This is a genomic window from Roseovarius faecimaris (assembly GCF_009762325.1).
Classification (GTDB): domain Bacteria; phylum Pseudomonadota; class Alphaproteobacteria; order Rhodobacterales; family Rhodobacteraceae; genus Roseovarius; species Roseovarius faecimaris.
In genome coordinates this window covers 21,946-47,254 of record NZ_CP034347.1, presented here as the reverse complement: position 1 = coordinate 47,254, position 25,309 = coordinate 21,946, and the positions used below count along the sequence as shown (strand labels likewise).

General features: G+C 64.4%; 15 protein-coding genes. 5 read left to right on the top strand and 10 right to left on the bottom strand.

The genetic code is table 11. From position 1 onward, the window contains the following. Positions 1–12: 12 nt before the first annotated feature. The 3 genes from EI983_RS00185 to EI983_RS00175 are packed head-to-tail and all read right to left on the bottom strand — an operon-like array spanning position 13 to position 4,654. Positions 13–855, bottom strand: a complete 843-nt coding sequence (locus EI983_RS00185; protein WP_157705209.1) for a histidine phosphatase family protein — start codon at positions 853–855, stop codon at positions 13–15. After that, positions 852–3,215: a rhamnosyltransferase WsaF family glycosyltransferase gene (locus EI983_RS00180; RefSeq protein ID WP_246162106.1), complete on the bottom strand. Its 2,364-nt coding sequence runs from the start codon at positions 3,213–3,215 to the stop codon at positions 852–854. Before EI983_RS00180 ends, EI983_RS00185 begins: the two co-directional genes overlap by 4 nt. Positions 3,216–3,220: 5 nt before the next feature. Next, entirely contained in the window at positions 3,221–4,654 is a 1,434-nt protein-coding gene (locus EI983_RS00175) for a mannose-1-phosphate guanylyltransferase/mannose-6-phosphate isomerase (RefSeq protein ID WP_157705208.1), read from the bottom strand. Between the two features lie 357 nt (positions 4,655–5,011). Here EI983_RS00175 and rfbC point away from each other — a divergent pair, with 357 nt between their 5' ends. Further along, positions 5,012–5,584 (top strand): dTDP-4-dehydrorhamnose 3,5-epimerase, encoded by a 573-nt coding sequence (gene rfbC, locus EI983_RS00170; protein WP_246162105.1) that lies wholly within the window; start codon positions 5,012–5,014, stop codon positions 5,582–5,584. Then, positions 5,581–6,627, top strand: a complete 1,047-nt coding sequence (rfbB, locus tag EI983_RS00165; protein WP_157705206.1) for a dTDP-glucose 4,6-dehydratase — start codon at positions 5,581–5,583, stop codon at positions 6,625–6,627. Before rfbC ends, rfbB begins: the two co-directional genes overlap by 4 nt. 69 nt (positions 6,628–6,696) lie before the next feature. On the opposite strand, the gene EI983_RS00160 is transcribed toward rfbB, so the two are convergent. The 3 genes from EI983_RS00160 to rfbD form a co-directional block, all read right to left on the bottom strand. After that, positions 6,697–7,488: a glycosyltransferase family 2 protein gene (locus tag EI983_RS00160; RefSeq protein ID WP_157705205.1), complete on the bottom strand. Its 792-nt coding sequence runs from the start codon at positions 7,486–7,488 to the stop codon at positions 6,697–6,699. A gap of 252 nt (positions 7,489–7,740) precedes the next feature. Beyond that, the gene (rfbA, locus tag EI983_RS00155; protein WP_157705204.1) at positions 7,741–8,625 is read right to left on the bottom strand and encodes a glucose-1-phosphate thymidylyltransferase RfbA; all 885 of its coding nucleotides are present in this window, start codon (positions 8,623–8,625) and stop codon (positions 7,741–7,743) included. Next, the gene (gene rfbD, locus EI983_RS00150) at positions 8,622–9,482 is read right to left on the bottom strand and encodes a dTDP-4-dehydrorhamnose reductase (RefSeq protein ID WP_157705203.1); all 861 of its coding nucleotides are present in this window, start codon (positions 9,480–9,482) and stop codon (positions 8,622–8,624) included. The genes rfbA and rfbD overlap by 4 nt, the downstream gene beginning before the upstream one ends. A gap of 178 nt (positions 9,483–9,660) precedes the next feature. Here rfbD and EI983_RS00145 point away from each other — a divergent pair, with 178 nt between their 5' ends. Beyond that, positions 9,661–9,918: a hypothetical protein gene (locus EI983_RS00145; protein WP_157705202.1), complete on the top strand. Its 258-nt coding sequence runs from the start codon at positions 9,661–9,663 to the stop codon at positions 9,916–9,918. Positions 9,919–9,931: 13 nt separating this feature from the next. Here EI983_RS00145 and EI983_RS00140 read toward each other — a convergent pair whose 3' ends face one another. Beyond that, the gene (locus EI983_RS00140; RefSeq protein WP_425500848.1) at positions 9,932–10,321 is read right to left on the bottom strand and encodes an FAD synthase family protein; all 390 of its coding nucleotides are present in this window, start codon (positions 10,319–10,321) and stop codon (positions 9,932–9,934) included. Positions 10,322–10,354: 33 nt separating this feature from the next. Then, entirely contained in the window at positions 10,355–14,242 is a 3,888-nt protein-coding gene (locus EI983_RS00135) for a CDP-glycerol glycerophosphotransferase family protein (protein WP_198389269.1), read from the bottom strand. 313 nt (positions 14,243–14,555) lie between these two features. Here EI983_RS00135 and EI983_RS00130 point away from each other — a divergent pair, with 313 nt between their 5' ends. Further along, on the top strand, positions 14,556–15,497 hold the full coding sequence (locus tag EI983_RS00130) for a glycosyltransferase family 2 protein (protein WP_157705200.1): 942 nt from the start codon (positions 14,556–14,558) through the stop codon (positions 15,495–15,497). A gap of 6 nt (positions 15,498–15,503) precedes the next feature. Here the strand turns inward: EI983_RS00130 and EI983_RS00125 are convergent, their stop codons facing one another. Continuing rightward, on the bottom strand, positions 15,504–18,677 hold the full coding sequence (locus tag EI983_RS00125; RefSeq protein ID WP_157705199.1) for a glycosyltransferase: 3,174 nt from the start codon (positions 18,675–18,677) through the stop codon (positions 15,504–15,506). Here EI983_RS00125 and EI983_RS00120 point away from each other — a divergent pair. Beyond that, positions 18,666–18,866, top strand: a complete 201-nt coding sequence (locus tag EI983_RS00120; protein ID WP_157705198.1) for a hypothetical protein — start codon at positions 18,666–18,668, stop codon at positions 18,864–18,866. The genes EI983_RS00125 and EI983_RS00120 overlap by 12 nt on opposite strands. Positions 18,867–18,980: 114 nt before the next feature. Here the strand turns inward: EI983_RS00120 and EI983_RS00115 are convergent, their stop codons facing one another. Then, positions 18,981–25,136 carry a DUF7933 domain-containing protein gene (locus EI983_RS00115; protein ID WP_157705197.1) on the bottom strand — a complete coding sequence of 2,052 codons (6,156 nt, stop codon included), beginning with the start codon at positions 25,134–25,136 and terminating at the stop codon, positions 18,981–18,983. Between the last annotated feature and the right edge of the window lie 173 nt (positions 25,137–25,309).

Sequence of the window (25,309 nt, the reverse complement as noted above, 5' to 3'; positions counted from 1 at the left end):
GCGGGGTCCGGCTCAGGACGGCCCGCCATGGTCAGGATGGCGGTTGTCGAACCCGAACTCATCCAGAAGCGCCTTGTTATGCGGGGCAAACTGCGCCTCCAGCCAGGCGGTGCGCTCGGGCGTGCGCCCGGCATCGGGCTCGCGCAGGTTCTCAAAGGCCTCCTTGCGCATGGCCAGGATCTCGGACTGGGTGACCGACGGGTCGCGCATCGCTGCCGCCAGCGCATCGCAATCCTGCATTCTGAGCGATTTGTTGACCTTGCCCGGCGGCAGATCCCAGTCCATCCGCTCCGCCAGCGCCTCGCCCAGCCAGCCCGCCAGGGTGGGGCGCAGCGCGCGGTGGCTGGCCACGATCACCGGACGCGCGGGGAAACGGCGCTGCCAGCGGCGCAGATAGAGATGCGGCGTCATCGTGTCGATGCGGCGCTGCGCGAAGGTCTTGAAATCGCGCCCGTCATAGGGGTTTCTCGTGTCCAGAAACCGCTGGAAGAACTGCTTCATGAATTGCGAATAATCGCCATAGACGAACTCGCTGAACGGGCGCAGGAAAAACAGAAGCTGCACGGCAATCCCGCGCTCCGCGGTCAGCGCCGCCAGCGTATCGCCATGCTGAACCAGCGAGAAAAGATCCTCATGGCTCAGGATCACCCGCTGCATCCCGCCCGCGAAATAGCTGTCGAGACGGGCCGGCGTGATGGATTTGATATCTGCCGCATTGCCCGGATGGGTGCCCCCGTCATGCGGATACCGCACGCCCGCCGCCTCCAGCAGGGCGGCATTGTTCAGCATCACGTTCTGCATATAGGTCGAGCCGCATTTGGGCGAACCGACATGGAGCAGGATTTCTTTTGTCATGAGGTCGTCTTGTCTTTGCTGAGGTGGCGGGCGAGCCGGGTATCGAGCGCATCCAGCATCCCGTCAGGGTGAAGGCCAAGCTGGCTGAGGTCAATCTTGCGTTCCTGCGCCGTCACCGGCGGCGCGGCCCAGGCGGCGCGCAGGGCCTGGATAACGGCAGGCGTTGTCGGCTCGACCGAGGCGATGGCCGGGCTCAGCTTCGACAGGTCCTTGGGCCCAAAGCTGTTGGTCACGACCCGCACGCCCGAGGCCGCCATTTCAATCGGCGGGTGGCTGGGATGCGGCGAATACATCAGCGACAGGCCCAGATCGACCTCGCGCAGATAGTCCGGATATTCCTCCCAGGGCAGCTTGCCCAGCGAGGTCAGCATCAGACCGTTCGGCAGGCTCACCGGCGGATGGATGAGCCCGATGGAGATCAGCTCGATCTCCTCGGCCGTCAGCCCTTCCTCGGTGATGAACCCCGCCAGCGCCTCGACGGCGAAACTGTACATGTTGCGCTCCACCTCGGGGCGGCCATAAAGCGCCAGCCGCCGCTTGCCCGGGGGCCGCTCGGGCCGGGCCGGGCCGGCATAGCGGTCGATCTCGATCGCCGGATGAAAGGCCAGCGCCCCGGGCGTGGCAAAACCGTAACCCTGACCGGCGAAATAGTCGCGCAACAGGCTGGTGTTGAAGATCGGCTCGAAGTTGAACTCATAGCTTGCCGATGCGTTGGCAAATTCCGGCCCCCAGGCATAGAAATTGGGCTCGAAATCCTGGATCAGATAGAAGAACCGGGTCTGCGCATAGCCCTGTTCGCGGATCAGCGTGTCGATCACATGCGCGCTCCACCAGGCAGTGGCGAGAAACACATCGTCCTTGTGCGACGCAATCGCATCACTCTGGATACCGCAATGCAGGCTGATCCGCTCCGCGGCCCCGCCCGCGCGCGCCTCAGCCGAGAGCCGACGCAGCACGAAGCCGCGCGACGCCGCCGCCGAGGACACCGGCAGGTCAGTGGCAATGAACCGCACCCGGTAGCCGCGCGCCGCCAGCCCCAGCCCGATATCGAAGGCGGTGACGATGCCGGCAAACACCTCCGTCGGGTTGAGCGTCGGCACCAGGATATTGAGCGCCGGGCCCGGGGCGCTGAACTCGGGCGTCCAGCGGGGCAGCTTGCGCTCTTCGATCAGCCCCTCATAGGGGACCGGCTTGTTCAGCTTGGCATTGGGGCGTTTGGGTTCGGCCGGGGCCAGCCCGGGCGACAGCGAATACATGCGCGCGTCAAACCCTTCCAGCGCATCCTCGCGGGCCTCGCCCATGGCCTGCCGGATGCTCCAGTAGGCGCGGCCCAGATTGACGATGCCAAACCCCGCGGCAATGCGCCCGAGCCCCGGCTTGCCGGTGAGGGTCAGCCTGAGCGCGTCAAAGAAATGCGTGCCCGAGCCCAGCGTGCCGCGCAGATAGGGGCGCAAGGGCCGCAGGTCCGGGGCTGTCCTGAGCCGCCCGTCCTGCGTGGCCTCATTCATCCGCACCCGCAGGCTGCGCGCCAGATAGCGTGCCAGCGCATAGGGCGCCGCCTCGCGGCGCAGCCACATCCGGTCGATCTTCTTGGCCTTGAGCCCGCGCAGCCAGCCGCGCTGACGATCCACCGCGCCCATGACATTGCCCTCGTGCTGACGGTAATCCACCAGCGGGACGTCGATCAGGTGCACGCCGTCCCTGGAGCCCCCGATGGCCCCCGCCACCAGCCCCAGCCACAGATCATGATAGAAATGCACGCCCGATTGCGGCGGGAAGGGCAGGGCGATGCGCGCCACCTCGGGCCGCATCAGCAGCGTCATGCCGGTGATGTTGTTGCGGTACAGCAACCCGCGCAGCCCCGGCTTGCGGAGGCGCCGCTCGAAGGCGAACATCGAGGGTTTGATCTCGGTCGTGCCATCGGCCGCCACCAGCCGCGCGTCGCTATGCACCAGCTGCGCGCCCGTGGCCTCCAGCGCGGCGATCCCCTTGGCCAGACGATCAGCGTGCCAGATATCGTCCTGATCGCTGAGCGCAATCAAAGGCGCAGGGGCCTCGGGTTCGCTCTCCTGCAGGGCCAGCGCCTCGATCAGCCCGGTCTCGAAGGCGCGCACCGCATCGAGCTCGGTATCGGCCTGCACCATATGCAGCTCAAGCCCGCACTCCCCCGCCTGGTCGCGCACCAGATCGCCCGACACCATATCGGCGATCACCGCGATCAGCCGGACGCGGGCCCCCTCCTGTGCGGCAATAGACTGCAGCTGTGCCGTCAGATGCGCAGGCTCGGGCCGGTAGACCGCCATGACCACATCGACACGCGGCGGGGCCGCGCTCCCGGCACGGCGTTCTGGCTGCGGCATGGATGTCACCCCTTGGCCCCCTGGTCACGGGCATAGACATCCTCGTAACGGATGATGTCATCCTCGCCCAGATAGGTGCCGGTCTGCACCTCGATCAGCACCATCGGCACCTTGCCGGGGTTCTCCATCCGGTGGGTCTCGCCCAGGGGCACATAGACCGACTGGTTTTCGCTCACCAGCGTCTGGGTGTCGCCGATGGTGACAAGGGCGGTGCCCTCGACAACGATCCAGTGCTCGGCGCGGTGGTGATGACTTTGCAGGCTCAGGATGCCGCCGGGCTTGACCACGATGCGCTTGACCTGAAAGCGGCTTCCCAAGGCGAGGGTCTCGAACCGGCCCCAGGGGCGGTGATCCCAGGGAAAGCTTTCCGCCGCCGGGGTTGCCTTGTCGCGCTGCAGGGCGACCACATCCTTGACCTTCTGCGCCGCGTTGCGGTCGGCCACCAGCACCGCGTCGCGCATGGCCACCACCAACAGATCCCTCAGCCCCACGCCCACCAGCTCCGGCCCGCCGTCTTCGGCATAAAGCAGGCTGCTCTCGCAGTCGATCGTGCTGACCGCGCCGGTCAGGGCATTGCCGCTTGCGTCCTGCGGCAGCTGCTCGCTCACCGCGCGCCAGTCACCAAGGTCCGACCAGGCCCCGGCCCAGGGCTGTACGCTGATCCTGTCCGAACGCTCCATGATCGCATGGTCGATGGAGATCTCCTCGGCCCCGGCCCAGGCCTCGGGGTCGAGCTTCAGAAAGTCGAGGTCGTGCCGGCCCTCCTCCAGTGCCGCCGTGACCGGGGGCAGAAGCCCCGGCGCATGGGCCTCGAAGGCCGCGATCAGCGCGGCAGGGGAAAACAGGAATATCCCGCCATTCCACAGATACCCCCCCGTCGCCAGCATCTGCTCTGCCGTGGCCCGGTCCGGTTTCTCGACAAAGCGCGCGACGGGCTGCACGCCCTCGGCCTGCGCCGGATCGCTGAGCTCGATATAGCCATAGCCCGTCTCGGGCCGCGTCGGCGTGATCCCGAACGTGACCAGCCGGCCCGCCTCGGCCGCGGCACTGGCCGCGCGCACTGCTGCACGGAACCCCGCCGCATCGGGGATCGCATGATCGGAGGGCGCCACCAGCATCAGCGTATCGGGCCGGTGCGCCTCAAGCCATTTCGCCGCCGCCAGAATCGCAGGGGCGGTGTTGCGCCCCTCCGGCTCGATCAGGATCGCCTGCGCCTGCTTGCCGCTCTGGGCCATCTGCTCGGTCACGATAAAGCGGAAATCCGCGCCCGTGAGCACCATCGGGGCGTCAAACCCCTCACCCGAGAGCCGCTCGAGCGTGGTCTGAAACAGGCTCTGGCCCGAGATCAGCGCGGCGAACTGCTTGGGGTAGCTTTTGCGCGACAGGGGCCAGAGCCGCGATCCGATGCCCCCGGCGAGGATGACGGGTGTGATGTTCATAGACCTATATTCCTCGCCAAGTGCCTCTGCAGAGCCGTGTTGCCCCTGCAATAAACGGGCTCAAAGCCCCTCGGCAACCATTCTATGGGCGATTTGGCGACAAACCTGGGCCAATCAGGTTTTTCGGCAAACGCCCCGATATCCATACACCCGCCGGGGCCTGCCCTTGCGGAACCCGCCCCGATGCGCGCTGGCCTTCTTTCACGAAACAAATGGCCCATTGTCAAGAACCGCCCGCCCGCATGACCCGGGGACAAGCGGGCTGGCCCCTCTGCCTGGTTTGCAGTATCCATCCCGCGACCCCGGAGGACAGGCCCGCTGTGGCCCTCCGGCCTGTGTGACACTATGGAGGCGCTTTTGACTCTCGTAACACCGACAGCCTTGCCCGATGTCCTGCTGGTGACCCCGGCCCGGCATGGCGATCACCGCGGTTTTTTCTCCGAAAGCTGGAACCGGGCGCGCATGGCCGAGGCCGGGATCGACATTGAATTCGTGCAGGACAACCATTCGTTTTCGCTGCAGCAAGGCACGCTCAGGGGGCTGCATTTCCAGTCCCCGCCCCATGCCCAGGACAAGCTGGTGCGGTGCGGCCGGGGCCGGCTGTTCGACGTGGCGGTGGATATCCGCCGCGGCTCACCGACCTATGGGCACTGGGTGGGCGAGGAGCTCAGCTTTGAAAACGGCAAGCAGCTTCTGGTGCCCAAGGGGTTCCTGCATGGCTTTGTCACCCTGGAGCCCGAGACCGAGATCATCTACAAATGCTCGGATTACTATGCGCCCGAATGCGACGGCGCGGTGCGCTTCGATGACCCCGATATCGGTATCGACTGGGGCCTTGAGGGCGCCGAGGTGGTGCTGAGCGCCAAGGATGAGGCGGCCCCCTTGTTCGCCGACTTCACCTCGCCCTTCACCTATGGAGAGACCTCATGAAAATTCTCGTCACCGGCGGCGCCGGGTTCATCGGCTCGGCGGTGGTGCGCCGGGCGGTGGCCGATGGGCTGAGCGTGGTCAATCTCGATGCGCTGACCTATGCCGCCAGCCTCGAGAACGTGGCCGGCGTGGCGGACAGCCCGCTGTACAGCTTTGAACATGCCGATATCCGCGACCGCGCCGCCCTGGACCGGATCTTTGCCACCCATGCGCCCGACGCGGTGATGCATCTGGCCGCCGAAAGCCATGTCGACCGCTCGATCGACGGGCCGGGCGATTTCATCGAAACCAATATCACCGGCACCTATAACCTTCTGGAGGCCGCCCGCGCCTATTGGCAGAAGGCGGGCAAGCCCGAGGGCTTCCGGTTTCACCATATCTCGACCGATGAGGTCTATGGCTCGCTGCCCGCCGATCCGTCGGTCATGTTCACCGAAGAGACAGGTTATGATCCGCGCTCGCCCTATTCGGCCTCCAAGGCCTCCAGCGACCATCTGGTGCGCGCCTGGGGCGAGACCTATGGCCTGCCCGTGGTGCTGACCAACTGTTCGAACAATTACGGGCCCTATCATTTCCCCGAGAAGCTCATTCCGGTGACGATCCTGAACGCGCTGGCCGGCAAGCCGCTGCCGATCTATGGCGACGGGTCGAACATCCGCGACTGGCTTTATGTCGAGGATCACGCCGATGCGCTGCTTCTGGTGCTGCAGAAGGGCGCGCTGGGGCGGTCCTACAACATCGGCGGCGAGAATGAGCGCACCAATCTGGAGCTGGTGCGCACGATTTGCGGCATTCTGGATGAATTGCGCCCCGGGCCTGCCCCCTATGCCGATCTGATCACCTTCGTGACCGACCGGCCCGGCCATGATGCGCGCTATGCGATCGATGCCACGCGGATCCGCGAAGAGCTGGGCTGGCGCCCGTCGGTGACGGTCGAGGAAGGGCTGCGGCGCACCGTGCAGTGGTATCTCGACAATGAAAGCTGGTGGCGCCCCCTGCAGGAACGCTCCGGCGTGGGCCAGAGGCTGGGCGTGGCGTTGTGACGATCAAGGCGTCTTCCCAAGCCGCCCGGCCCGGGCGCTTTTGCGAAAACGCCGCCCCGTCAACGCCCGTCACCAATGCCAGAAATGGTCTTGGCGATTGGTGTTTCTGGAAAAAGCATAGCTTTCGGCATGCGGAAGCCTGTCCATGTTCAGGGCCACATCATCTGTCAGCATGAGGTCTTGCCGGGTCAGGTTCGTTCTGTTCTTGTGCCATGTCAGCCTGAGCTCGCTCTCGTCGAATTTGCGGCCGACATATTTCGAGAACAGATGCTCCTGATCCAGCGCAATATAGTGCCTCAGCACCTGGTTTTCCGGGTATACGCTGACGCTGCCATCCAGAGAATGACCGGCCCGGCCGCGGTTATCCAGACCCGCATTGCGTTTGTAGAGCCGCATCAGCCGTCTCGGGGAGGGCGCGAAATAGTAGTAATACTCGGAGGCAAAGGCCATTTCACCGCCGTTTCGCGCAAGATTTCCGCCGCCCTCGTCCGGCAGATTGAACGGCAGAAACACGAACTCCTCGAAGTTGATGACATTGTCGCCGTTCCGGTCCGCGCGTTTCACGACATCCAGCAGGCTGTCCTGCGGCAGACACGCATGCGGGCGCTCGTCGGCGTCCAGGTGCATGATCCAGTCATGCGGCAGGCCTTGTTCGATTTCGGCCTTTGCCTGCAACTGGTCGCCCAGCGAAAAAACGCCCCTGTAGGGCAGCTCCTCGACACCCAGGACGCCATTGCCGACCCGGCTTCTGATATAGTCGAGCGTCCCGTCATCAGACCCGTTATCTATGAAGAAAACACCAAGCTCCTGCTCTTCGAGATGGGCAATCAGGTGAGGCAGATAGCGGATCTCGTTGCGCACGCAAACGATCGCACATGCTGTCAGATCAGCTTTGCCTGTTTGACTGCTCAAGCCTTGCCCTCCAGCCTGTCTGCTCGCCGGTCCGACGGGGCCCTGCAAATAGATAATTTATGCGCAGCTTGAGATGCTGTCTGTTGCCCGGAACCGTGGGGCTTTTATAGCCCACGAATGCCCTGTCTGGAAAGTGGTAACAAGCCCGGGGGCGGGGCCGTCAGACAGGTCGGCCCGGCCTGTCCCGGCGCGCGGGGCTGCCTATGTCCTGTCGGCCGCGATCAGCCCCGCGAGGTAGTCGCCATAGGCGTTCTTGGCAAAAAGCCTGGCGCGGGCGCGCAGGGCGTCATCGTCGATCCAGCCCTGGGCATAGGCGATCTCTTCGAGGCAGCCGGCCTGCTGGCCCTGGCGCTTTTCCAGCGTGCGCACGAAATTGCCCGCATCGAGCAGGCTGCCATGGGTCCCGGTATCGAGCCAGGCATAGCCGCGCCCCATGCGCTGCACATCCAGAAGCCCGTCGCCCAGATACATCTCCAGCAGGGAGGTGATCTCCAGCTCGCCACGCGCCGAGGGCTGCACCTGCCTGGCGCGCTCGGGCGCTGAGCCGTCGAGGAAATAAAGCCCCGTCACCGCATAGTTCGACGGCGGCACGGGCGGCTTTTCGATGATCGCCACGGCATTGCCATCCTTGTCGAAATCCACCACGCCATAGCGCTCGGGATCGGCCACCCGGTAGCCGAAGACCGTGCCGCCCACCTCCCGGGCTCCGGCCTCGGCCAGAAGCTCCGACAGGCCGTGGCCGTAAAAGATATTGTCGCCCAGCACCAGCGCCGAAGGGGCCCCGTCAAGGAAGTCTTCGGCCAGGATAAACGCCTGCGCCAGCCCGTCCGGGCTGGGCTGCACGATATAGTCCAGCGTCACCCCCCATTGGCTGCCATCGCCCAGGGTGCGCTTGAACGCCTCCTGATCCTGCGGGGTGGTGATCACGGCGATCTCGCGGATCCCGGCCAGCATCAGCACCGAGATCGGGTAATAGATCATCGGCTTGTCATAGATCGGCAGGAGCTGCTTGGAGATGCCCATGGTGATCGGATAAAGCCGTGTGCCGGAGCCCCCCGCCAGAATGATGCCTTTGCGGTTACTCATGACGCGTCCTTCAGTGTTTCGAGAACCCGGGCCAGCCCGGCCTGCCAGTCAGGGGCGGCAATGCCGAACTCGGCCCCGATCCGGGTGCAGTCGAGCCGGGAATTCAGCGGTCTCGGGGCCGGGGTGGGAAACGCGCTGCTGGGAATGCCGGTCACCGTCACGTCGCGCCCCGCCTGGGCAAAGATCTCGCGGGCGAACCCGGCCCAGTGGGTATGGGGCTGGCCGGCAAAATGATAGGTGCCGCCCTTATGCCCATCGAGCAACGCCGGGACCATGGCCAGCAAGGCCGCGGCGATATCGGCCGCCGCCGTGGGCCCGCCCTGCTGATCCTCGACCACGCTGAGCGCGTCGCGGCTCTCCGACAGGCGCAGCATGGTCTTGACGAAATTCTTGCCATGGGCCGAGAACACCCAGGCCGTGCGCAGGATGACATGTTGCCCGCCCGCCGCGCGCACCGCCTCCTCGCCCGCCAGCTTGGTCCGCCCATAGGCGTTTTGCGGTGCTGTCGGGTCATCCTCGCGCCAGGGCTGCGTGCCGGTGCCGTCAAAGACGTAATCGGTCGAGACATGCAGAAACGGGATGCCGCGCTCGGCGGCGGCCCGTGCCATCGCGCCGGGTGCCTCGCCATTGATCACCCGGGCGTCGGCCTCGTGGCTTTCGGCCCCGTCCACATCGGTCCAGGCGGCGGCGTTGATCACCGCATCGGGCGCATGGGCATGGATCGCCGCGGCACAGGCGGCCGGATCCGCAAGATCCGCCTCGGCGCGGCTCAGCGCGGTCAGGTTGGCCTGCGCCTGCAGCTCGGTCGCCACCTGGCCGGTGGAGCCGAAAACGAGAATCTTGGGGGAAGGGGTCATACGGGCCTCGGTCAAAACACGCCAGGGGTCGTTACTCGCGCCCTCATAACCGCAAAACCGGCTGTGTTCCAATGCCAAAACGTCCCGGCCGGCCCCCCGGGCCTGCAAAGATTGACATCCCCCGCGTTGCAGGTCACGACGATACCCGTCTCAAAAAGAAACCTCAGAGAGATCAGCCATGGCAAAGATCAAGGAGCCCGGGATCGCAGAGCTCGAAGCGGCCCTGCAGGACCGGTACCGCGAAATCGGGATGCTGACGAAATACCTGGCTGAAACTCAGGACGCCCTGGCCGAGGAGCGCGCGGCCCATGCGCAAACGCGCGAGGCGCTGGAGATCGCCGAACTCGCCAGCCGAAGCTATCACGAGGTGATCCAGAGCACCTCCTGGCGGATGACCGCGCCTTTGCGGGCCATCATGTCCAGGCTGAAGCACTGAGCCGGGACCGGCCTCAGCCCACCGTCGCCAGATGCTGACGCAGCAGCGTGCTTGAGACACTGGGGGTGCGGGGGAGGTATCTGACCTCGCACAGGTCCGACAGATCGTCGAATTTCCCGGCCCAGTCATCGCCCATCGTGAAGATATCCGCCTTATGGGTCACGATATCGTCGCGCTTTTGCTCCCAGTTATGCTCGGGGATGATCAGATCGACACAGCGCAGGCTGCGCAACAGCGAGACCCGCGCCTCGTAATCGAAATGCGCGCGCTTGCCCTTGAGCGCGTTGAACTCGTCCGACGAGACCCCGACAATCAGGTAATCCCCCAGCGCACGGGCCCGCTCCAGAAGCAGGATATGCCCATAATGCAAAGTGTCGAAAGTTCCGTAGGTGATAACGCGCAAAAGCAGGGCTCCTCGGGGTTTGATGGACTGGTTTCAATCCGGCGTATCAGTCTGTGTCGCCACGGACAACGCGGCCAGGGGTCGCTCCGGGCGCTCTTCTCGCAACAATACATTGATTGCCCCGGCCAGCAAAAGCGCCGATTTCCCGGCCGCGAACCGTGGCACGATGTCCTCATAGGCCGCCTGGCCCATCCGCTGACGCAGGGCCGCATCCTCGATCAGGGAGGACAGCGCCTTCTCCCACTCCTGCGGGGTCCGGGCCAGAAACCCGGTTGTGCCGGTATTGATCGTATCGGCATAGCTGCGGGTGGGCGAGGCCACCGTCGGCACCCGGTGCAGGGCCGCCTCGAAGATCTTCAGCTCGCTTTTGCAATCGTTGAAAAGACTGGGCGTCAGCGGGGCAAGGTTGATATCCATCCCGGACAGGAAAGACTGCATGGCCTCATAGGACATCACGTCATGGCGGATGATATTTCCGGTCATGCCCGGGCTGGCGTCGCCATTGACGTCCAGACGCCCGACAATATGCAGCTCCGCCCGGGGATAGCGGTCAAGCACCGCCGCCACCGCGGCCCGGCATTGCTCGAAATCCTCTGAATGGGTGGCGGTCCCGGACAGGTAACAGATCCGCACCGTTCCGTGCGCCGGGTCAGGGTCCGGGGCGGGGGCGGGGTCAGGGGCGGGGGCGGAGGCGGGGGCATCGGCCCCATACATGTCGAGCAAGGCCTTCGAGATGGAGTTCGGAACCACCTCGACCGGCTTGCCCAGGGCGGTGATGGTCTCGGCCAGGGCCGGGGTCGTGACCGTCACCAGATCGGCCATGTCGATCATCTGGCGGGCGCGGGCCGACAAGACGGTGAAGTCGCTGGCATAGTCCAGACGCTTGCGGAAATACTCCGACTGGCTGAACCCGTCGATATCATGCACCAGATCATCGATATCATAGATGACCTTGCCGCCATCGGCCTGGAAGCTCTCGCAGTAATCCCGCACGATTTCGCTCATCGGCAGGCGGCAAACGACCATGACACTGGCCTGCCGGACAACCGACGGGCTCAGGTTTCCATCCAGCACGACGCGGCATTCCCAGCCCAGCTCGCGCAGATGTTGCGTCAGGTTGTAAATCCGGTAGCGATTGGTGATCGCATTGGCCTGAGAGCACACAAAGACGATCGAGCGCCCGGCCGGTGGCGCCTCCTCGTCCTGCTCGCCGGACGACCAGAGCAGTTTTGAGCCTTCATATGTTTCCTTGACCCTGGCAACGACCCGCTCCGCATTCTGGTAATCGCGATATTTGTGGAAGAATTTCACCTTCCAGTCATAGGCCGCGCGCTCGGCATCGGTGGGCGCCTTCAGCAAGCCCTCAAGCCCCTCCATCAGGCTGGAAAAATCGGTGCAGACCGGCCCCGGAAAGACCATCTCCTGTTCATAGAACAGGCCGCGTTCGGCATTGGCATAGGCATATTGGTCAAAGGCAAAGCTGGCCATCGGCCGCCCGGTCAGCATGAAATCGATGAAACAGCTGGAATAATCCGTCAGCAGCATATCGGCATACCGGTAGAGCAGCTCGATATCCGGGTAATGTCGCTCGGACGCATCGAAGAAACACGCCCCCCTGAGCTGCGAGCTGTAAAGCCGGGTCTTGTCGGCCATATGCTCGCGGATACCCATCGCCATGTTGTTGCGCTCCAGCCAGTCCGACAGCTGCTGCACCTCGGCGTCGGAGAAGCTGTAATAGCCGTTTTCCTGATCGGCGCGGAAGGTCGGGGCAAACAGCACGAAGCGGCGCCCCCTGAGGCGGCTTTTGAGATGCGCGGCGCGCGCGCGCATATCCGCGGGCAGGTCCTGCTCGGGGCGCAGGATCGTGTCATTCCGGGGCAGGCCGGTGACCCAGATATCGTGGAAGGTGAGCGGCCAGTAGGCCGCCGCCATCGCCAGCCGGTCCACATCCGACGCCGCGATCACGGATCTGAGGCGCTGGTTCTCCGCCACCAGGGTATCGATGCGCGAGGCCTGGTCGAGCGAGGTGTAGCCGATCCGCTTGAGCGGGATACCGTGCCACAGGTTGTGAAAATTATGCAGCTCGTCCGACAGCGGGTATTCGACATTGGCCTCGACCCCGTGACGCAGGAACACCTGGCGCGCGCGCAACAGATAGCTCTGCCCCTCATAGCTGTGCAGCGGCAGGACAATCACATTGGTCCCCTCCGCCTCGACATGCTTGCTGCGGGTCAGGATGATCTTCTTGATTGCGGGGTCGTGTTTGACATGCTCGAACACCGCCCGCGTATTGTCGGAAAACTGGTGGCTGTACACACAGACCGGAAAGGCCCACCAATGATCATATTTGGGCGTTATCAGATCCTGCCGCCGCATCTCCTCGTGGCTGCGCGGCAGACGCGACAGGCCCGGGTCCTGACCGATATGGAAATTTTCATAGAGCTTCCGGGCATTGCCGACCCGGATGAGGTTTTTCTCCATCGCCGCGATATTCGCCTGCGGATTGGCCTGCCGGATGCGCGTCTTCCACTGCGCCAGGCCCTTCATTTTATAATGGTTCTCGGTCAGGAAATACCGCTTCAGCAGGGGAAAGCCTTCGTCGATCAGATCAAAGGCGCCTGCGGTGAAGATCGGGTGCTGCTTTGACACCCTGTCGACAAATGTGTCGAACTCGTACCCCTTGCTGATCAGGAACCGGGTGAGGCCCACCTCGTATTTGCGGATGACGCGCAGCTTGTTGCTCTCGGCTGTCACATTGTCCAGCACCCGGCGGAAATCGGCGCTCTGGATGATGTCCTTGCGGAAGGCCATGAAGTAGGACCCGACATGGAAATCATAGACCGGGTCACGCTCGAACTCGGTCAGATAGCGGTCCTTGATCTCGCGGATCGGCACCGGGGCGTCCTCGGGGATGCGGTTCTGATGCCTGGTGGAGGCCAGCCCCTTGGTCGCCTGCAACCCCCACCAGGCGCAGGCACGCGCGGCCATGGTGGCAAAGGTCTGCTCCAGCGGATGCACCAGATAACAGCTGTCATTCGCAAGGATCAGCTCGTCATATTGCTCGATCGTCTCCCAGCCGACCAGATCCCGCGCCAGGATCGAATAGGATCCGAAATCATACATCCCGTGGCGCCGGGCCCAGGCCCCCTTGACCAGCCCGTCAAGCTTGCTCAGCTCGGCTTCGTCCATCGGGCAATCGGCCAGGTAATAGATATCGGCGTGCCGGGACAGATCGCGCAGATACTCCAGCACGTTCTCATCCACGATCCCATCCGCATCATACCCCGCGAACAGGCAGATGCGCCGCGCGGCTTCGGGCAGCGGTCTGGACAGCTCCGGCAGGAACCGCACCGGCACCGGCGGGCAGGTGCGATAACCCTTCTCCGCCCCGACCCGGTTGTAATGTTTCAGGGCATTGGCCCCGGCATCGGGCGTGCCCAGAAGGTAGCTCTGCGTATACCACCAAAGGTCGAAATCCGGCCGCGGGTTGCGCAATCCGGTATGGCCGCTGGTTTCGAAATGCCAGGCCGGATTGAGGCCCGAGGCGGCGACATCCGGGTTCTGCATCAGATAAAATGTCTCATCCACCGCCAGCGGCGTGTAATCCGCAGGATCGACAACGACGAGATGGGACATGTCCGCCTCCCCGGCCTGTGCAGGCGGATCGGTCCGGGTAATCGAATGGACGAAGGCGATCTGTGTGTTCGCGTCGACCTCCGGGTTGTCGCGCAGATACCGGTTGGTGTCGAAATGCGGATTGGGTTCGCGCCCCAGCCAGGCCCCGAAGCGCAGGTAATGCTCGATCGGCTCCAGCCCGCTTTGCGCCACATCCGGATATGTCTTCAGATACCACGCCTCGTCGAACTGTCCCGAGGTTCTGATCCGCTCGGCAAGGGCTTGAATATCGGTGGGGGTTTTCATCTGCTTCGAGTGTCCGTTACTTAAAACCTTGGTCGGTCTGCTCGTCGCCGCAGGATACCAATCCATTCCAGCACCATCCGCCCCGAAAGCGGCCATACATCCGATATATTCGCGCGTATGGGCAGGCGTTTTCGGGCCTGACCCTCATATGCGCCAGGGCCCGGTTGAGCAAGCAGATCATGTGCCGCACTCCTGGCCGACCGGCCGGTTTGGGCTGGTCCCGGGGGTCCGAATTTGGCACAAGGCGGTAACAGACCCCGAGACGCCATGCGCAGCCCCGATCCCAACCCTGCCTCCACCGCCGAGCCCGCACATGCCGGATAAGGCAGACACCGTCCCGGTGACCATCCTGATGGCTGTCTATAACGGGCAGGCCTATCTGCCCGCGCAGCTCGACAGCATCGCCGCCCAGGATCATGACAACTGGCACCTGCTGATCAGCGATGACGGCTCCACCGATGACAGCCGCCGGATCGCCGGGGCGTTCGCCCGGAAAACGGCCCGCGCCACGGTGCTGAGCGGGCCGGGGCAGGGGGGCACGGCCAATTTCATGCAGCTGATCCGCAGCATGGCGGCCCATGCCCCGCCCGACAGCGGCCTCGCGTTTTCCGATCAGGATGACGTCTGGCTGCCGGAAAAACTGTCGCGCGCGGTCACGATGCTGGCGCCGCATCACGCCACGCCCGCCCTCTATTGCAGCCGCAGCTTCATCACCGATGAGGCCTTGCGCAGCCGGCGCCTGTCGGCCCCGCGGCCGCACCCGCCCGGCTTCGAGAATGCGTTGGTGCAGAATATCGCCTCGGGCAACACCATCGTGCTGAACCCGGCCGCAAGCGCCCTGATCCGGCGCGCCGCCGCCACCACGCCCGAACCGGTGGTGCATGACTGGTGGGTCTACCAGCTGATCACCGGGGCAGGCGGCGTGGTGGTGCATGACGATCGCCCGGGGCTGCTCTATCGCCAGCACGGGGTCAACCAGATCGGCGCCAATGACACCACCCGCGCCAGGGCAAAACGCATCGCGATGCTGCTCAGGGGCGATTTCCGGCAATGGAACGAGATCAATATCGCCGCCCTGCGCGCCACCGCCGGGATGCTGACAGACCGCAACCGCGCCACGCTGGAAGCCTTCGCGGCGCTGCGTCAGCAGGGGGTGCTTGGGCGGCTGGCGGCCTTGCGCAGGCTCCGCCTCTATCGCCAGAGCCTGCCCGGCACCGCCGCGCTGTGGCTCAGTGCCGTTCTGGGCAGGCTCTAGACCGCGTCACGTCCCCTCATGCGCCAGCGCCTGCGGGCGCGCCGGGTGCGTGTCCGAGGCGCGGCGCGCCAGAACCTCGTCATAGATCCGCAGATAGTTCATGGCGAGGCGGGCCATATCATAGCGTTGGGCACAGGCCTTTGCCGTTTGCGCAAATCCCGCGCGCCTGTCGGGATCGGCCATCTGCGTGATCGCCGCGCACAGGGACCGGACGAAGGCGTCATCCTCCTCGACATAGTCCAGCAAAAGCCCGGAGAGCTGATCTTCATGCCGCATCATGTGGCTGATCTCACCGATATCCGTGGCAATGACCGGCACATGCTCCTGCAGGGCCTGCACCAGGCAAAGCGGATAGGATTCCCCCTCGAACCGCGTTGGCAATATCATGCAGTCAGACAGGCGCAGGATGCCGTTTACCTCTTTCTGATACCCGACGAAATGGATGTTGGGCTGTCCCTCGGCCAGGGCGCGCGCCGGCGCGGCACTCTCGCCATCACCGACCATCAGCAGGTGGATCTTGCGCCCGTTCAGCCTTGCCGGCAACTGCCGGAACGCCTCGACGGCGATATGCCACCCCTTGCCCGGCACCGCGCGGCCCACCAGAACGAAGACCAGATCCGTCTTGCCGATCCCGAGGCTCTTGCGGGAGAACCGCGGCGCGGCAGGGTCGGGGGGCATGGCATTCGGCAGTTTCTCGAACACGGCCCCGGAGGGGACAGGGCGATGCTCGAAGAACTCCAGATTGCGCCCGGTGAGATACACCCAGTGATCCACATTGCGCAAAATCCAGTCGACAATGGCCTTGGGCGCCTCTTCGAGCCCCACATAAGAGCCATGCAGCGTGACAACATAAGGGCGCTCGATATCCGCCATATCGGCATTGGCCAAAAGCGCGTCACTGGCCGCCACATGGCTGTGGATCACCGACACGCCCGCCGCATCCAGAAAATCGGCCCGCCCGCGCATCGCCAGCTCAAGCCCGGAATAGACGGGGATTCGGGGGTCCAGCAGCGCCCTGACACCATCATTCATGTTGATGAGGTCGGTCGCCAGCATGGAGATATTGACCCCTTTGGCCAACAGGGCATTGGCCAGGTTGATCGGAAAAATCTCTCCGCCGCCCAGCTGAAAGCCCAGAAAATGAAACTGGATATGCGGCTCTGTCCGCTCGGCCGCCAACAGGGCGTCATAGTCATAAAGCGCCTCGAACGGGCCAAAAAGCCGGTCCGACGCGGTGCGCTCGTACTGGATCTTCAGCTTGTCGAGAAACTTGCGGCGCGTGGCCTCGGAAATCCCCCAGCGGGCGATCACGGCCTCAAGGATACGTATATGTTCGTCGTAATAGTATTTCTTGGTGAAATTGCTGACCGAAGTATTGCGGCCATGCTGGCGGAAATAGGACACGGCCTCGGGCTCGAACGTGATCTGGCCCATGCCCGCCAGATGCAGATATAAAAACCAGTCGCCGCAAATCCGGTAGGTCTTGGCCTGATCCCAGACCGCCGCGGGCAGCGCGACCCGGCGGAAGACACAGCCGCCCACATTGGCAATCACGTTGTTCACGCCGAACCCGCCGTTGAACCATTCCGCCGCGGGCCGGGTCAGCCTGCGCGACCAGATCCCGCTCTCGGCGCCCTCGCGATAGCCGTCCAGCCCCTCCTTGAAGCGGCCCTGTTTGTCGACGAACTGAATCCGCCCGAACGCCAGGGTCACGGAATCGTCCAGAAAGGCCGGGACAAGCTTTTCCAGAAAATCCAGCTCGCAGAAATCGTCGCTTTCGCAGATCCAGATCAGCTCGCCGGTGGCCAGGCTGACCCCTGTCTCCCATTGGCGAAAGACATTACCGGCATTGGCGTCGTTGAAGACAAGCTGCGCGTCCAGCTCCATCTCGCGCACCAGCTCGGTAATCACCTCACGGCTGTTGTCGCTGGAATGATCGTCGAGAATGATCAGCTCGATATTCCGATAGCTCTGCCCGGCAATACAGGACAGGCGGTCGCGCAGAAAAGGCGCATGGTTGTAATTCGGCACGATCACCGAAACCTTGGGCTGATAATGCGCCCGCTTGATGTCGATATGCGATCGGGTCTCGCGGTTTTCATGCCGGCCGTGGCGACAGTAATGCAGGAAGGGGATCACCCTTGCCCTTCTGATGTCCATATAGCGGTGCATGTAGAAATTGGTGGAAAACCAGTCGGAGGGATTATAGCCCAGCCGCCAGCCCAGAAGCAGGTAATGCGCGCGCGGGTCGATGTCATGCTCGGCCACTTCGGGGTAGGTTTTCAGATAATACCCGGCATCGAAAAGCTCCGAGATATCGTCAATGTCGGTTTGCGGAATAACGCTCCAGTCGATGTTCTCCAGATCGGGCTGGTCCTGTGTCTGCGCATCCCCCGGGCGCGGGATCCCGGCACGGCCTTCGGCCTGCCCATGCAAGACCCAATGCACGAACGGATTCCACCCCGAACCTGCAAGATCGGCATTCTTGGCCTGATAATACCGGACCGAAAACTCCGGCGACGGATCGCGGTTCTCTTTCCAGCCATAGGCCAGGAAATGATAGAACGGGTCGATCCCGGCCGCTTTCACATCCTCGTTCCGGTCCAGATAGAAGGCGGCGTCGAAATGCGCCTGCAACAGCTCGAACTCCGCCCGGGAGCGCTCCAGATACCACAGCACATACTCTTCTGCCGGGCCGGTCAGCTCCGGGCGCCCCTGGTTCAGCCAGTGCAGGAACGGGTTTTCCGCCTTGAAATCGACCGTTGGATTCTGCGCGATATAATTGCGGACCGAAAACGCCGGCGACGGATCGCGCCTCTCTTTCCAGCCATAGACCAGGAAATGATAAAGCGGGTCGATCCCGGCCTCTTTCACATCCTCGTTCCGGTCCAGATAGAAGGCGGCGTCGAAATGTTCCTGCAGCAGCTCGAACTCCGCCCGGGAGCGTTTCATCCAGCAAAGCACATACTCTTCGGCCGTCTCCGCCAGGGCCGGGCGCCCCTGGGTCAGCCAGTGCAGGAACGGGTTTTGGGCCGTGAAATCGACCGTTGGATTCTGCGCGACATATTTGCGGACCGAAAACGCCGGCGACGGATCGCGCCCCTCGTCGCAGCCATGGGCCAGGAAATGGCAGAGAGCGGCTTTGCCTTTCTTCCGTATTCGACAGGCATGATCAATCATATCTCGACCAAAACCGGGGCCAAGGTCTCAGAAGGGTCTTACGGGGTGTCCTTTTCCACCCCGGCCTGGGTCCTGCACCAGGTCGCCACCGTCCCGGAGCTGACGGTACAGGGATATTCCGAAGGCGGATGGGGCAAGAACCACGATATTGTCTGCGTGACCAAACCGAGCGATTTGCGCATCGTCTGACCTCGGGCCGGGCAGCCTGATTAACATAACATTGATTACGCGCGTGCCACCGCAGTGCCGCCGCAAGGCCAGGATATCCCCCGCCCGCAGGAGCGGACGGGGAAGGTTACAGAGCTATTTCGCCGTCGCCTTCTGGATCGGGAACTCAAGCTTCAGGGTCGCGCCCCAGACATCCAGACTGCCGCGCCCGATCCCGTCATAGGAGCCGCCAAGGCTGACGCTGGCGCCATTGCGGAGCCGGAAATCGACCCCCGCCTGCACCCGTCCGCGCCAGCCATCGGTCACCGCCGTATCGGGGTTGGTCACGGTCACGCCCTTGGTGTCGCCGAAATTGTAGATCGCATCGAGGCTGACATAGGGCATGTAATCCATCCCGTCCCTGGTCTGGAACTGCCCCGAGACGGTCGGCCCGATCTTGATCTGCCCCAGCGACACGACCTGGCTCGGGATCACCACGCCGACACTGTCCACATAGGAAAACTGCTTTTCCTCGAAATAGCTCAGGCTGGCCCCGGGCTGGATCATCCAGTTGCCCTGCTGGAACTCGCCGGTGATCCCGGCCATGGCCATCCAGCGCTCGGTCGAGAACTCATCCGTGTAGGTGTTGAACGGGCTGATATCGTTCTGCGACGTGCCCGCCGCGATGCGCCCGTCGAAATACAGGTTCGGCCCGATCCGCGCGGTCACATAGGGCCCGGCCATCCAGCCGGTGCCGCTGACCGAAGAGCTGAGCGCGGCCGAGCTGTCATCCATGTCGTCGACCTGCACCAGCGCGCCGACCAGGATATCGGGCGTCAGCAGGTAATCCGCCCCGAAATAGGCGATGGCGAAATGCCCGCTATCGGGACCGGCATTGAACTCCTTGTACTGCGCCTCGAACCAGGCATCCCAGCGGTAGTTCGGGATATGCCGGATGCCGCGCTGATCGCCATGGGCCAGCGCCAGGGACGCCGCCGCTTCGCGCATCTGCAGGAAGGAGGTGGACAGCGTATAGCTGTCCGAGGCGGTCGAGATCTGCGCCGTGAACGGCAGGAAGGCATTCAGATCGCCATTGGCAAAGCTGAGCGGCGTCGACCCGCCCACGCCGCGCTTGAGCCGGTTGAAGCGGCGCGCATTGCTGGGCTCGCTCGACAGGATCAGGTCGGCCCGTTTGGTCAGGAACCGGTTGATCGTGTCCACCGTCTTCTGCCGCGAAGAGATCGAGGTGAAGGTACAGGTCACCGCCTCCAGCGGGTCGATATTGATCGTCAGCCTGCGCTCCCGCGGCTGTCCGACACTGTCGTCATCGCTACAGGTGATCGCGGTGTTGCCGACCCCGTCCGGCGTGGATTGCAGCACCACATGCGTGCCCACCGGCACCGTCAGCGGCCCGCTGCTGCCGGTGCCGCCCGCGGTGTTGATCGTGAAATTCAGCCCCGCCGAGGCCGAGCTGAACGTATAGGCCCCGTCGGTATCGGTGTTCTGCACGATGGTCAGCGTGCCGGTGGTGGCCCGCTCGACCGTCAGCGTGGCGCTGGCCGCGGCCGAGGTGCCAAGCGAGGAGCTCACCGTCTCGGTGCTGTTGGGATAGTCGCCCACCACGCCCGAGATCACCGTCACCGAAACCGTGCAGGAGCCCCCTGCCGCCACCGTGCCGCCGGTCAGCGACACCGAACTGCCGCCATCTGCGGCACTCAGGCTGCCGCCACAGCTATTGGCCGGGCTGGCCGGGCTGGCGAGGGTCACATCCGCGGGCAGCGTATCCGTCAGGGTGACATCGCCGGCCGCGATCTGGGCCGCGTTGGTCAGCGTATAGCTCAGCACCGACGTGTTGAACTGCTCGATCGTGCCGGGCGCGAAGCTCATGCTCGCCGTCAGCGGCAGGGCATTGACCGTCAGCCGGTCGCTCGCCGCCGCCGCATCGCCCAGCGAGGTGCTGAGCGGGCTGGTGACATTGTCGAACGCCCCGGCGACCAGGCCCTGGATGCCCACGCTGATCGTACAGCTGGCCCCGGCGGCCACCTCGCCCGAGGCCAGGCTCAGGCTGGCCGTGCCGGGCGTGGCCGTCACCGTCCCGCCGCAACTGTTGGACACCGCGGCGGGGCTGGCCACCACCAGGCCCGCGGGCAGCGGATCGTCAAAGGCAAGCCCCGTCGCCTCGATCGCATTCGCCGCATTGTCGATGGTAAAGCTCAGGGTGCTGATCTCGCCCTGGCTGATCACATCCGGGGCAAAGACCTTGGCAAAGCCGGGCACCGCCGCGGCGGTGATGTTAAGCGTCGCACTGGCCGGGGCCGCATCGGGCAAACTCGAGGACAGCACGCTGGTGGTATTGGTGATCGACGGGCCGGCAGCAGTGGCGCGCACATCCACTTCGATCAGACAGGTGCCATCGGCCGGGGCCGACCCGCCTGTCAGGCTCACATCCGCCGCCCCGGGCACGGCGGTGAACGTGCCGCCGCAGCCATTGCTGAGATTGGCCGGATCGGCCACTTCAAGCCCGGCCGGGAACGGGTCGGTAAAGGCCAGATCCGCCGCCGCAAGCGCATTGGCGCTGTTGTCGACGGTAAAGCTCATCGTGGTGATCTCGCCCTGGTCCAGCGTATCCGGCGCAAAGGCCTTGGTGAACACAGGCGCCCCCGCCGCCGTGCTGGTCAGCGTCGCGCTGGCCGCCGGCGCCGTGGGCAGGTTGGCCGAGGTCAGCGCACTGGTGGTGTTGACAAGCGGCCCGGAGCCCGCAGCCAGAACATCCACCTCGATGACACAGCTGGCGCCCGCGCCCACCGTGCCGCCCGTCAGGCTCAGATCCGTCGCTCCGGGCAGGGCGGTGACGGTGCCGCCACAGCTGTTGTTGCGATTGGCCGGGTCGGCCACTTCAAGCCCGGCCGGGAAGACATCGGTAAAGGCCAGATCCACCGCCGCGATCCCGTTGGCGGCATTGTCGATGGTAAAGCGCATCCGGCTCACTTCGCCCTGGCGCAGCGCATCCGGGGTAAAGACCTTGGCAAAGCCCGGCGCGAAGACCGGGTTTACCACCAGGCTGGCCGTGGCCGCGGGCGCCAGGGTAAGACCCTGCGAACTCAGCGCCGAGCTGGTATTGGGATAACTGCCCCCTGCCGTGCCAAGCGGCACCCGCACCCCCACATTCAGCACACAGCTCGCCCCGGCGGCCACGCTGCCGCCGCTGAAGGCAAGAAACCCGGTCCCGGCCCCATTGGCCGTGCCGCCACAGCTGTTGCCGGTCACACCGGTCATGACGGCCCCGCTCAGCATCGCGTCGAAATCATCGGTGAAGCTCAGATCGCTGAGCGCCGCCGCGCTGGCGCTGTTGTCGATGGTAAAGCTCAGGCTGGCCACTTCCCCGGGGAAGACCGACCCGGCAAACGCCTTGGAGAATTTTGGCGCATCGGTGGCGATAACCTGCAGGCTGGCTGTGGCCGTCGGGCCGGTGATGGCCAGCCCGCCAACCGTGCCTGACAGATCGCTGACCGTGTTGGTATAGCTGCCCGGCGCCGCACCGGACGGCGGCTGAACCAAAAACCGATGCGTACAGGATTGCCCGGCAGGCAGGTTGCTGATGGTCACCGTCAGGTTTGATGTGCCCGACCCCGCCACAAACACGCCGCCGCTGCACCCGACAAACCCGTTGCCCCCCGCTATTGTCCCCGGCAGCATCGCGTTCAGATCATCGGTATATGTCGCCGTGGTCAGCACAGAGCCGGTCGGATTGGTCACGGTGATTTCCATCGCCGCAAGCGCACCTGCCTTGGCCACGGGATCGATAAAGGTCTTGGTGATTTCCAGCTGGGATTCTTCAACCACCAATGCAGCATTGGCCGGGTCGCCAATCGTCGCATTGCCGTTCACCGTGGCCGTCACGGAGCTGGTGGTGTTGCCATAGCTCCCGCTGGCCGCCCCGGCGGGGATCAGCACCGACACGTCAAAGACACAAGGCGGCGCCCCGGCCGCAACCTCGCCCCCGGTGAAGGTCAGGAAATTCGTGCCCGAGATCGAACTGCCCGCCCCGCAGGGGGCCGCGGGCAAGGGTCCGGTGGCCGCCAGACCGGGCAGATTGGCATCCAGATCGTCGGTGAAGAAAATGCCGGTGGCATCGCTGGTCGCGTTGGGATTGGTGAGGGTAAAGCGCAGCGTCGCGGTCTCGCCGGGCAGGAACGGTCCGCCGATGAATGCCTTGCTCAGGGTCACCGGCTGATCATCCGCGCCCAGAACCCTGAGCGTGGCCTGGGCCGGCTCGTCGCCTATACCCGCGTCGCCCGTCAGCGCGCTGGTGGTGTTGAGATAATCGCCGGTGGCGGCCCCCGCCGGGATCGACACCCCGACCGTGATCGTGCAGGTCCCGCCTGCCGGAACCGTCGCATTGCTGATCGAAAAGGCCGAGGCCGGTATGGGCCCGGGCGCCAGGCTGCTGCAGCCGCTGGCGCTCTGGCTGACCGCCTGTGCGCCGCTCAGCATCGCATCCAGATCATCGCTGAAGGCCAGCCCGGTCGCATCCACAGCCCCTTCGGTGTTGTCGATGGTAAAGACCAGCGTTGCGGTGTCCCCGGCATTGACCGGGCTGTTGGTGAAGACCTTGCTGAGCTTCAGGTTCACCCCGCCATTCACCGTCAGGCTGTCACTGGCCGCCGGGCCGACAACCGGCGCGCCTCCCACTGTGCCGGTGATCGTGCTGGTGGTGTTGGGATAGATGCCGCCGGGCGTGTTGGCCGGGGTGGAGATCACCGCATTGAAGCTGCAACTGCCGCCGGGGGCCAGGCTGCCGCCTGTCATGAACAATAGGGTCTCTCCGCCACTCGTGATGCCAAACGCCTGTGAGCTGCCCCCGCAGAACCCCGGCGCGACCACGCCGGTCAGCGTCGCCCCGGACAGGAACTGACTCAGATTGTCGGTGAAACTCAGGTCGGTCATGGTCTCGGTGGCCGAGGGGTTGGTGATGGTGAACGCAATCGTCGTATTCTGACCGGCCGTGATCGACGAGGTCAGGAAACTCTTGGTCAGGGCCGGAATGGCGCTTTCCACAAACAGCGTGTCCGAGGCCGCCACCCCGCTGGCCGCCGCCCCGTCAATCGTGCCGGTCACGGTCGAGGTGGTGTTGACATAGCCGCCATCCGCCGCCCCGCCGGGAATGCTGACCGGAATGCGGATGGTACAGCTCGCGCCCGCCGCGATCGTGCCGCCCGAATAGCTGAACGTGCCGGTGCCGCCGCCCGACCCGCCGCAGGAGTTGAACGTGGCCATGCCGGCAAATGTGGCCCCTGACAGCATCGCATCCAGATCGTCGCTGAACGCCACGCCCGTGGCCGCAAAATTCCGGTCATTGTTCTGCAGGGTAAACTCCAGCGTCGCGGTTGCGCCCGGGGCCACCGGATCATCAGTGAATTGCTTGGTGATCTGCAGTTGGTCGCCGCCCGTGACCTCCAGCGTGGCACTGGCCGCGCCGCTGTTCTGGATGGGGAACGTCCCCGAGGTCAGATCCCCCGTGACACTGTCGAACACGCCCACCCCGGTGCCGGTGACATCGACGCTGACCGTACAGCTGGCCCCCGCCGCCACCGTGGCATTGCCGCTAAAGACCGGGCCATAGCTGATCACCGATCCGCCCACCGGGGCCGAAATCGCGCCCCCACCACAGGTGGTCGAGGCATTGGCCGGGCTGGCCACCGCCACGCCCCCCGGCAGGGTGTGCTCGAAATCCAGATTGAACACCTGGTTCGCGTTGGCCGTATTGTCAATCGTGTAGGTCAGGGTGCTGCGCCCGCCCAGAGGGATGCTTGCCGGCGCGAAGCTCTTGGAGAAACCCGGCCGGTCGGACGCCACCGTCAGATCATCCGTCGCGCTGCCGGAATTGCCCGCGCTGGAGCTCAGATTGCCCGACACATTGCTATAGGTGCCCACCGTGGAGGCGGTGACATTGACCGAGACCGTGCAGCTCGCGTTGCCCGCAACCGCGCCGCCGGAATAACTGATCGTGGTGCCGCCCGCAGGCGCGCTCAGCACCCCATCGGTGCAGGTGGTCGAGGCATTGGGCGCCGGGGAGATGGTCATCGCCCCGGGGGCCGGGGGCAGGATATCGGTGAAGGCCAGATCGGTGACCGGGCTGGCCGTGTTATTGGTGATGGTAAAGATCAGGGTCGAGGTGCCGCCCGGCCCGATCGTGTCGGGAGAAAACACCTTGGAGAAGCTGACGGCGCTCTGGGCCTCGGCGGGCTTGGACATCGCCAGCATGCAAACGCCCAGAAAAACGGCACAGATCGCGCGCAAAAACATTGTCATCCCCAGTCCCCTGATTATTCATTGGTCGAAATCACACACATGGGGCGCCCCGAGAGTGGTTTTATAAGTCGCGCCGCAGGCTACTCACCAATATCCCGACCATAGACACGAGGAGCGCGCCGCAACAAGCACGCATATCGGCTTTGATTCAGAAATCTTGACCTTAGGGTAAT

Excerpts from the sequence above, each read along its gene's own strand:
- EI983_RS00185 (WP_157705209.1), bottom strand. The coding sequence starts at position 855 with ATGACAAAAGAAATCCTGCTCCATGTCGGTTCGCCCAAATGCGGCTCG.
- EI983_RS00180 (WP_246162106.1), bottom strand. The coding sequence starts at position 3,215 with ATGCCGCAGCCAGAACGCCGTGCCGGGAGCGCGGCCCCGCCGCGTGTC.
- EI983_RS00175 (WP_157705208.1), bottom strand. The coding sequence starts at position 4,654 with ATGAACATCACACCCGTCATCCTCGCCGGGGGCATCGGATCGCGGCTC.
- rfbB (WP_157705206.1), top strand. The coding sequence starts at position 5,581 with ATGAAAATTCTCGTCACCGGCGGCGCCGGGTTCATCGGCTCGGCGGTG.
- rfbA (WP_157705204.1), bottom strand. The coding sequence starts at position 8,625 with ATGAGTAACCGCAAAGGCATCATTCTGGCGGGGGGCTCCGGCACACGG.
- rfbD (WP_157705203.1), bottom strand. The coding sequence starts at position 9,482 with ATGACCCCTTCCCCCAAGATTCTCGTTTTCGGCTCCACCGGCCAGGTG.
- EI983_RS00145 (WP_157705202.1), top strand. The coding sequence starts at position 9,661 with ATGGCAAAGATCAAGGAGCCCGGGATCGCAGAGCTCGAAGCGGCCCTG.
- EI983_RS00135 (WP_198389269.1), bottom strand. The coding sequence starts at position 14,242 with ATGAAAACCCCCACCGATATTCAAGCCCTTGCCGAGCGGATCAGAACC.
- EI983_RS00130 (WP_157705200.1), top strand. The coding sequence starts at position 14,556 with ATGCCGGATAAGGCAGACACCGTCCCGGTGACCATCCTGATGGCTGTC.
- EI983_RS00120 (WP_157705198.1), top strand. The coding sequence starts at position 18,666 with ATGATCAATCATATCTCGACCAAAACCGGGGCCAAGGTCTCAGAAGGG.
- EI983_RS00125 (WP_157705199.1), bottom strand. The coding sequence starts at position 18,677 with ATGATTGATCATGCCTGTCGAATACGGAAGAAAGGCAAAGCCGCTCTC.
- EI983_RS00115 (WP_157705197.1), bottom strand. The coding sequence starts at position 25,136 with ATGACAATGTTTTTGCGCGCGATCTGTGCCGTTTTTCTGGGCGTTTGC.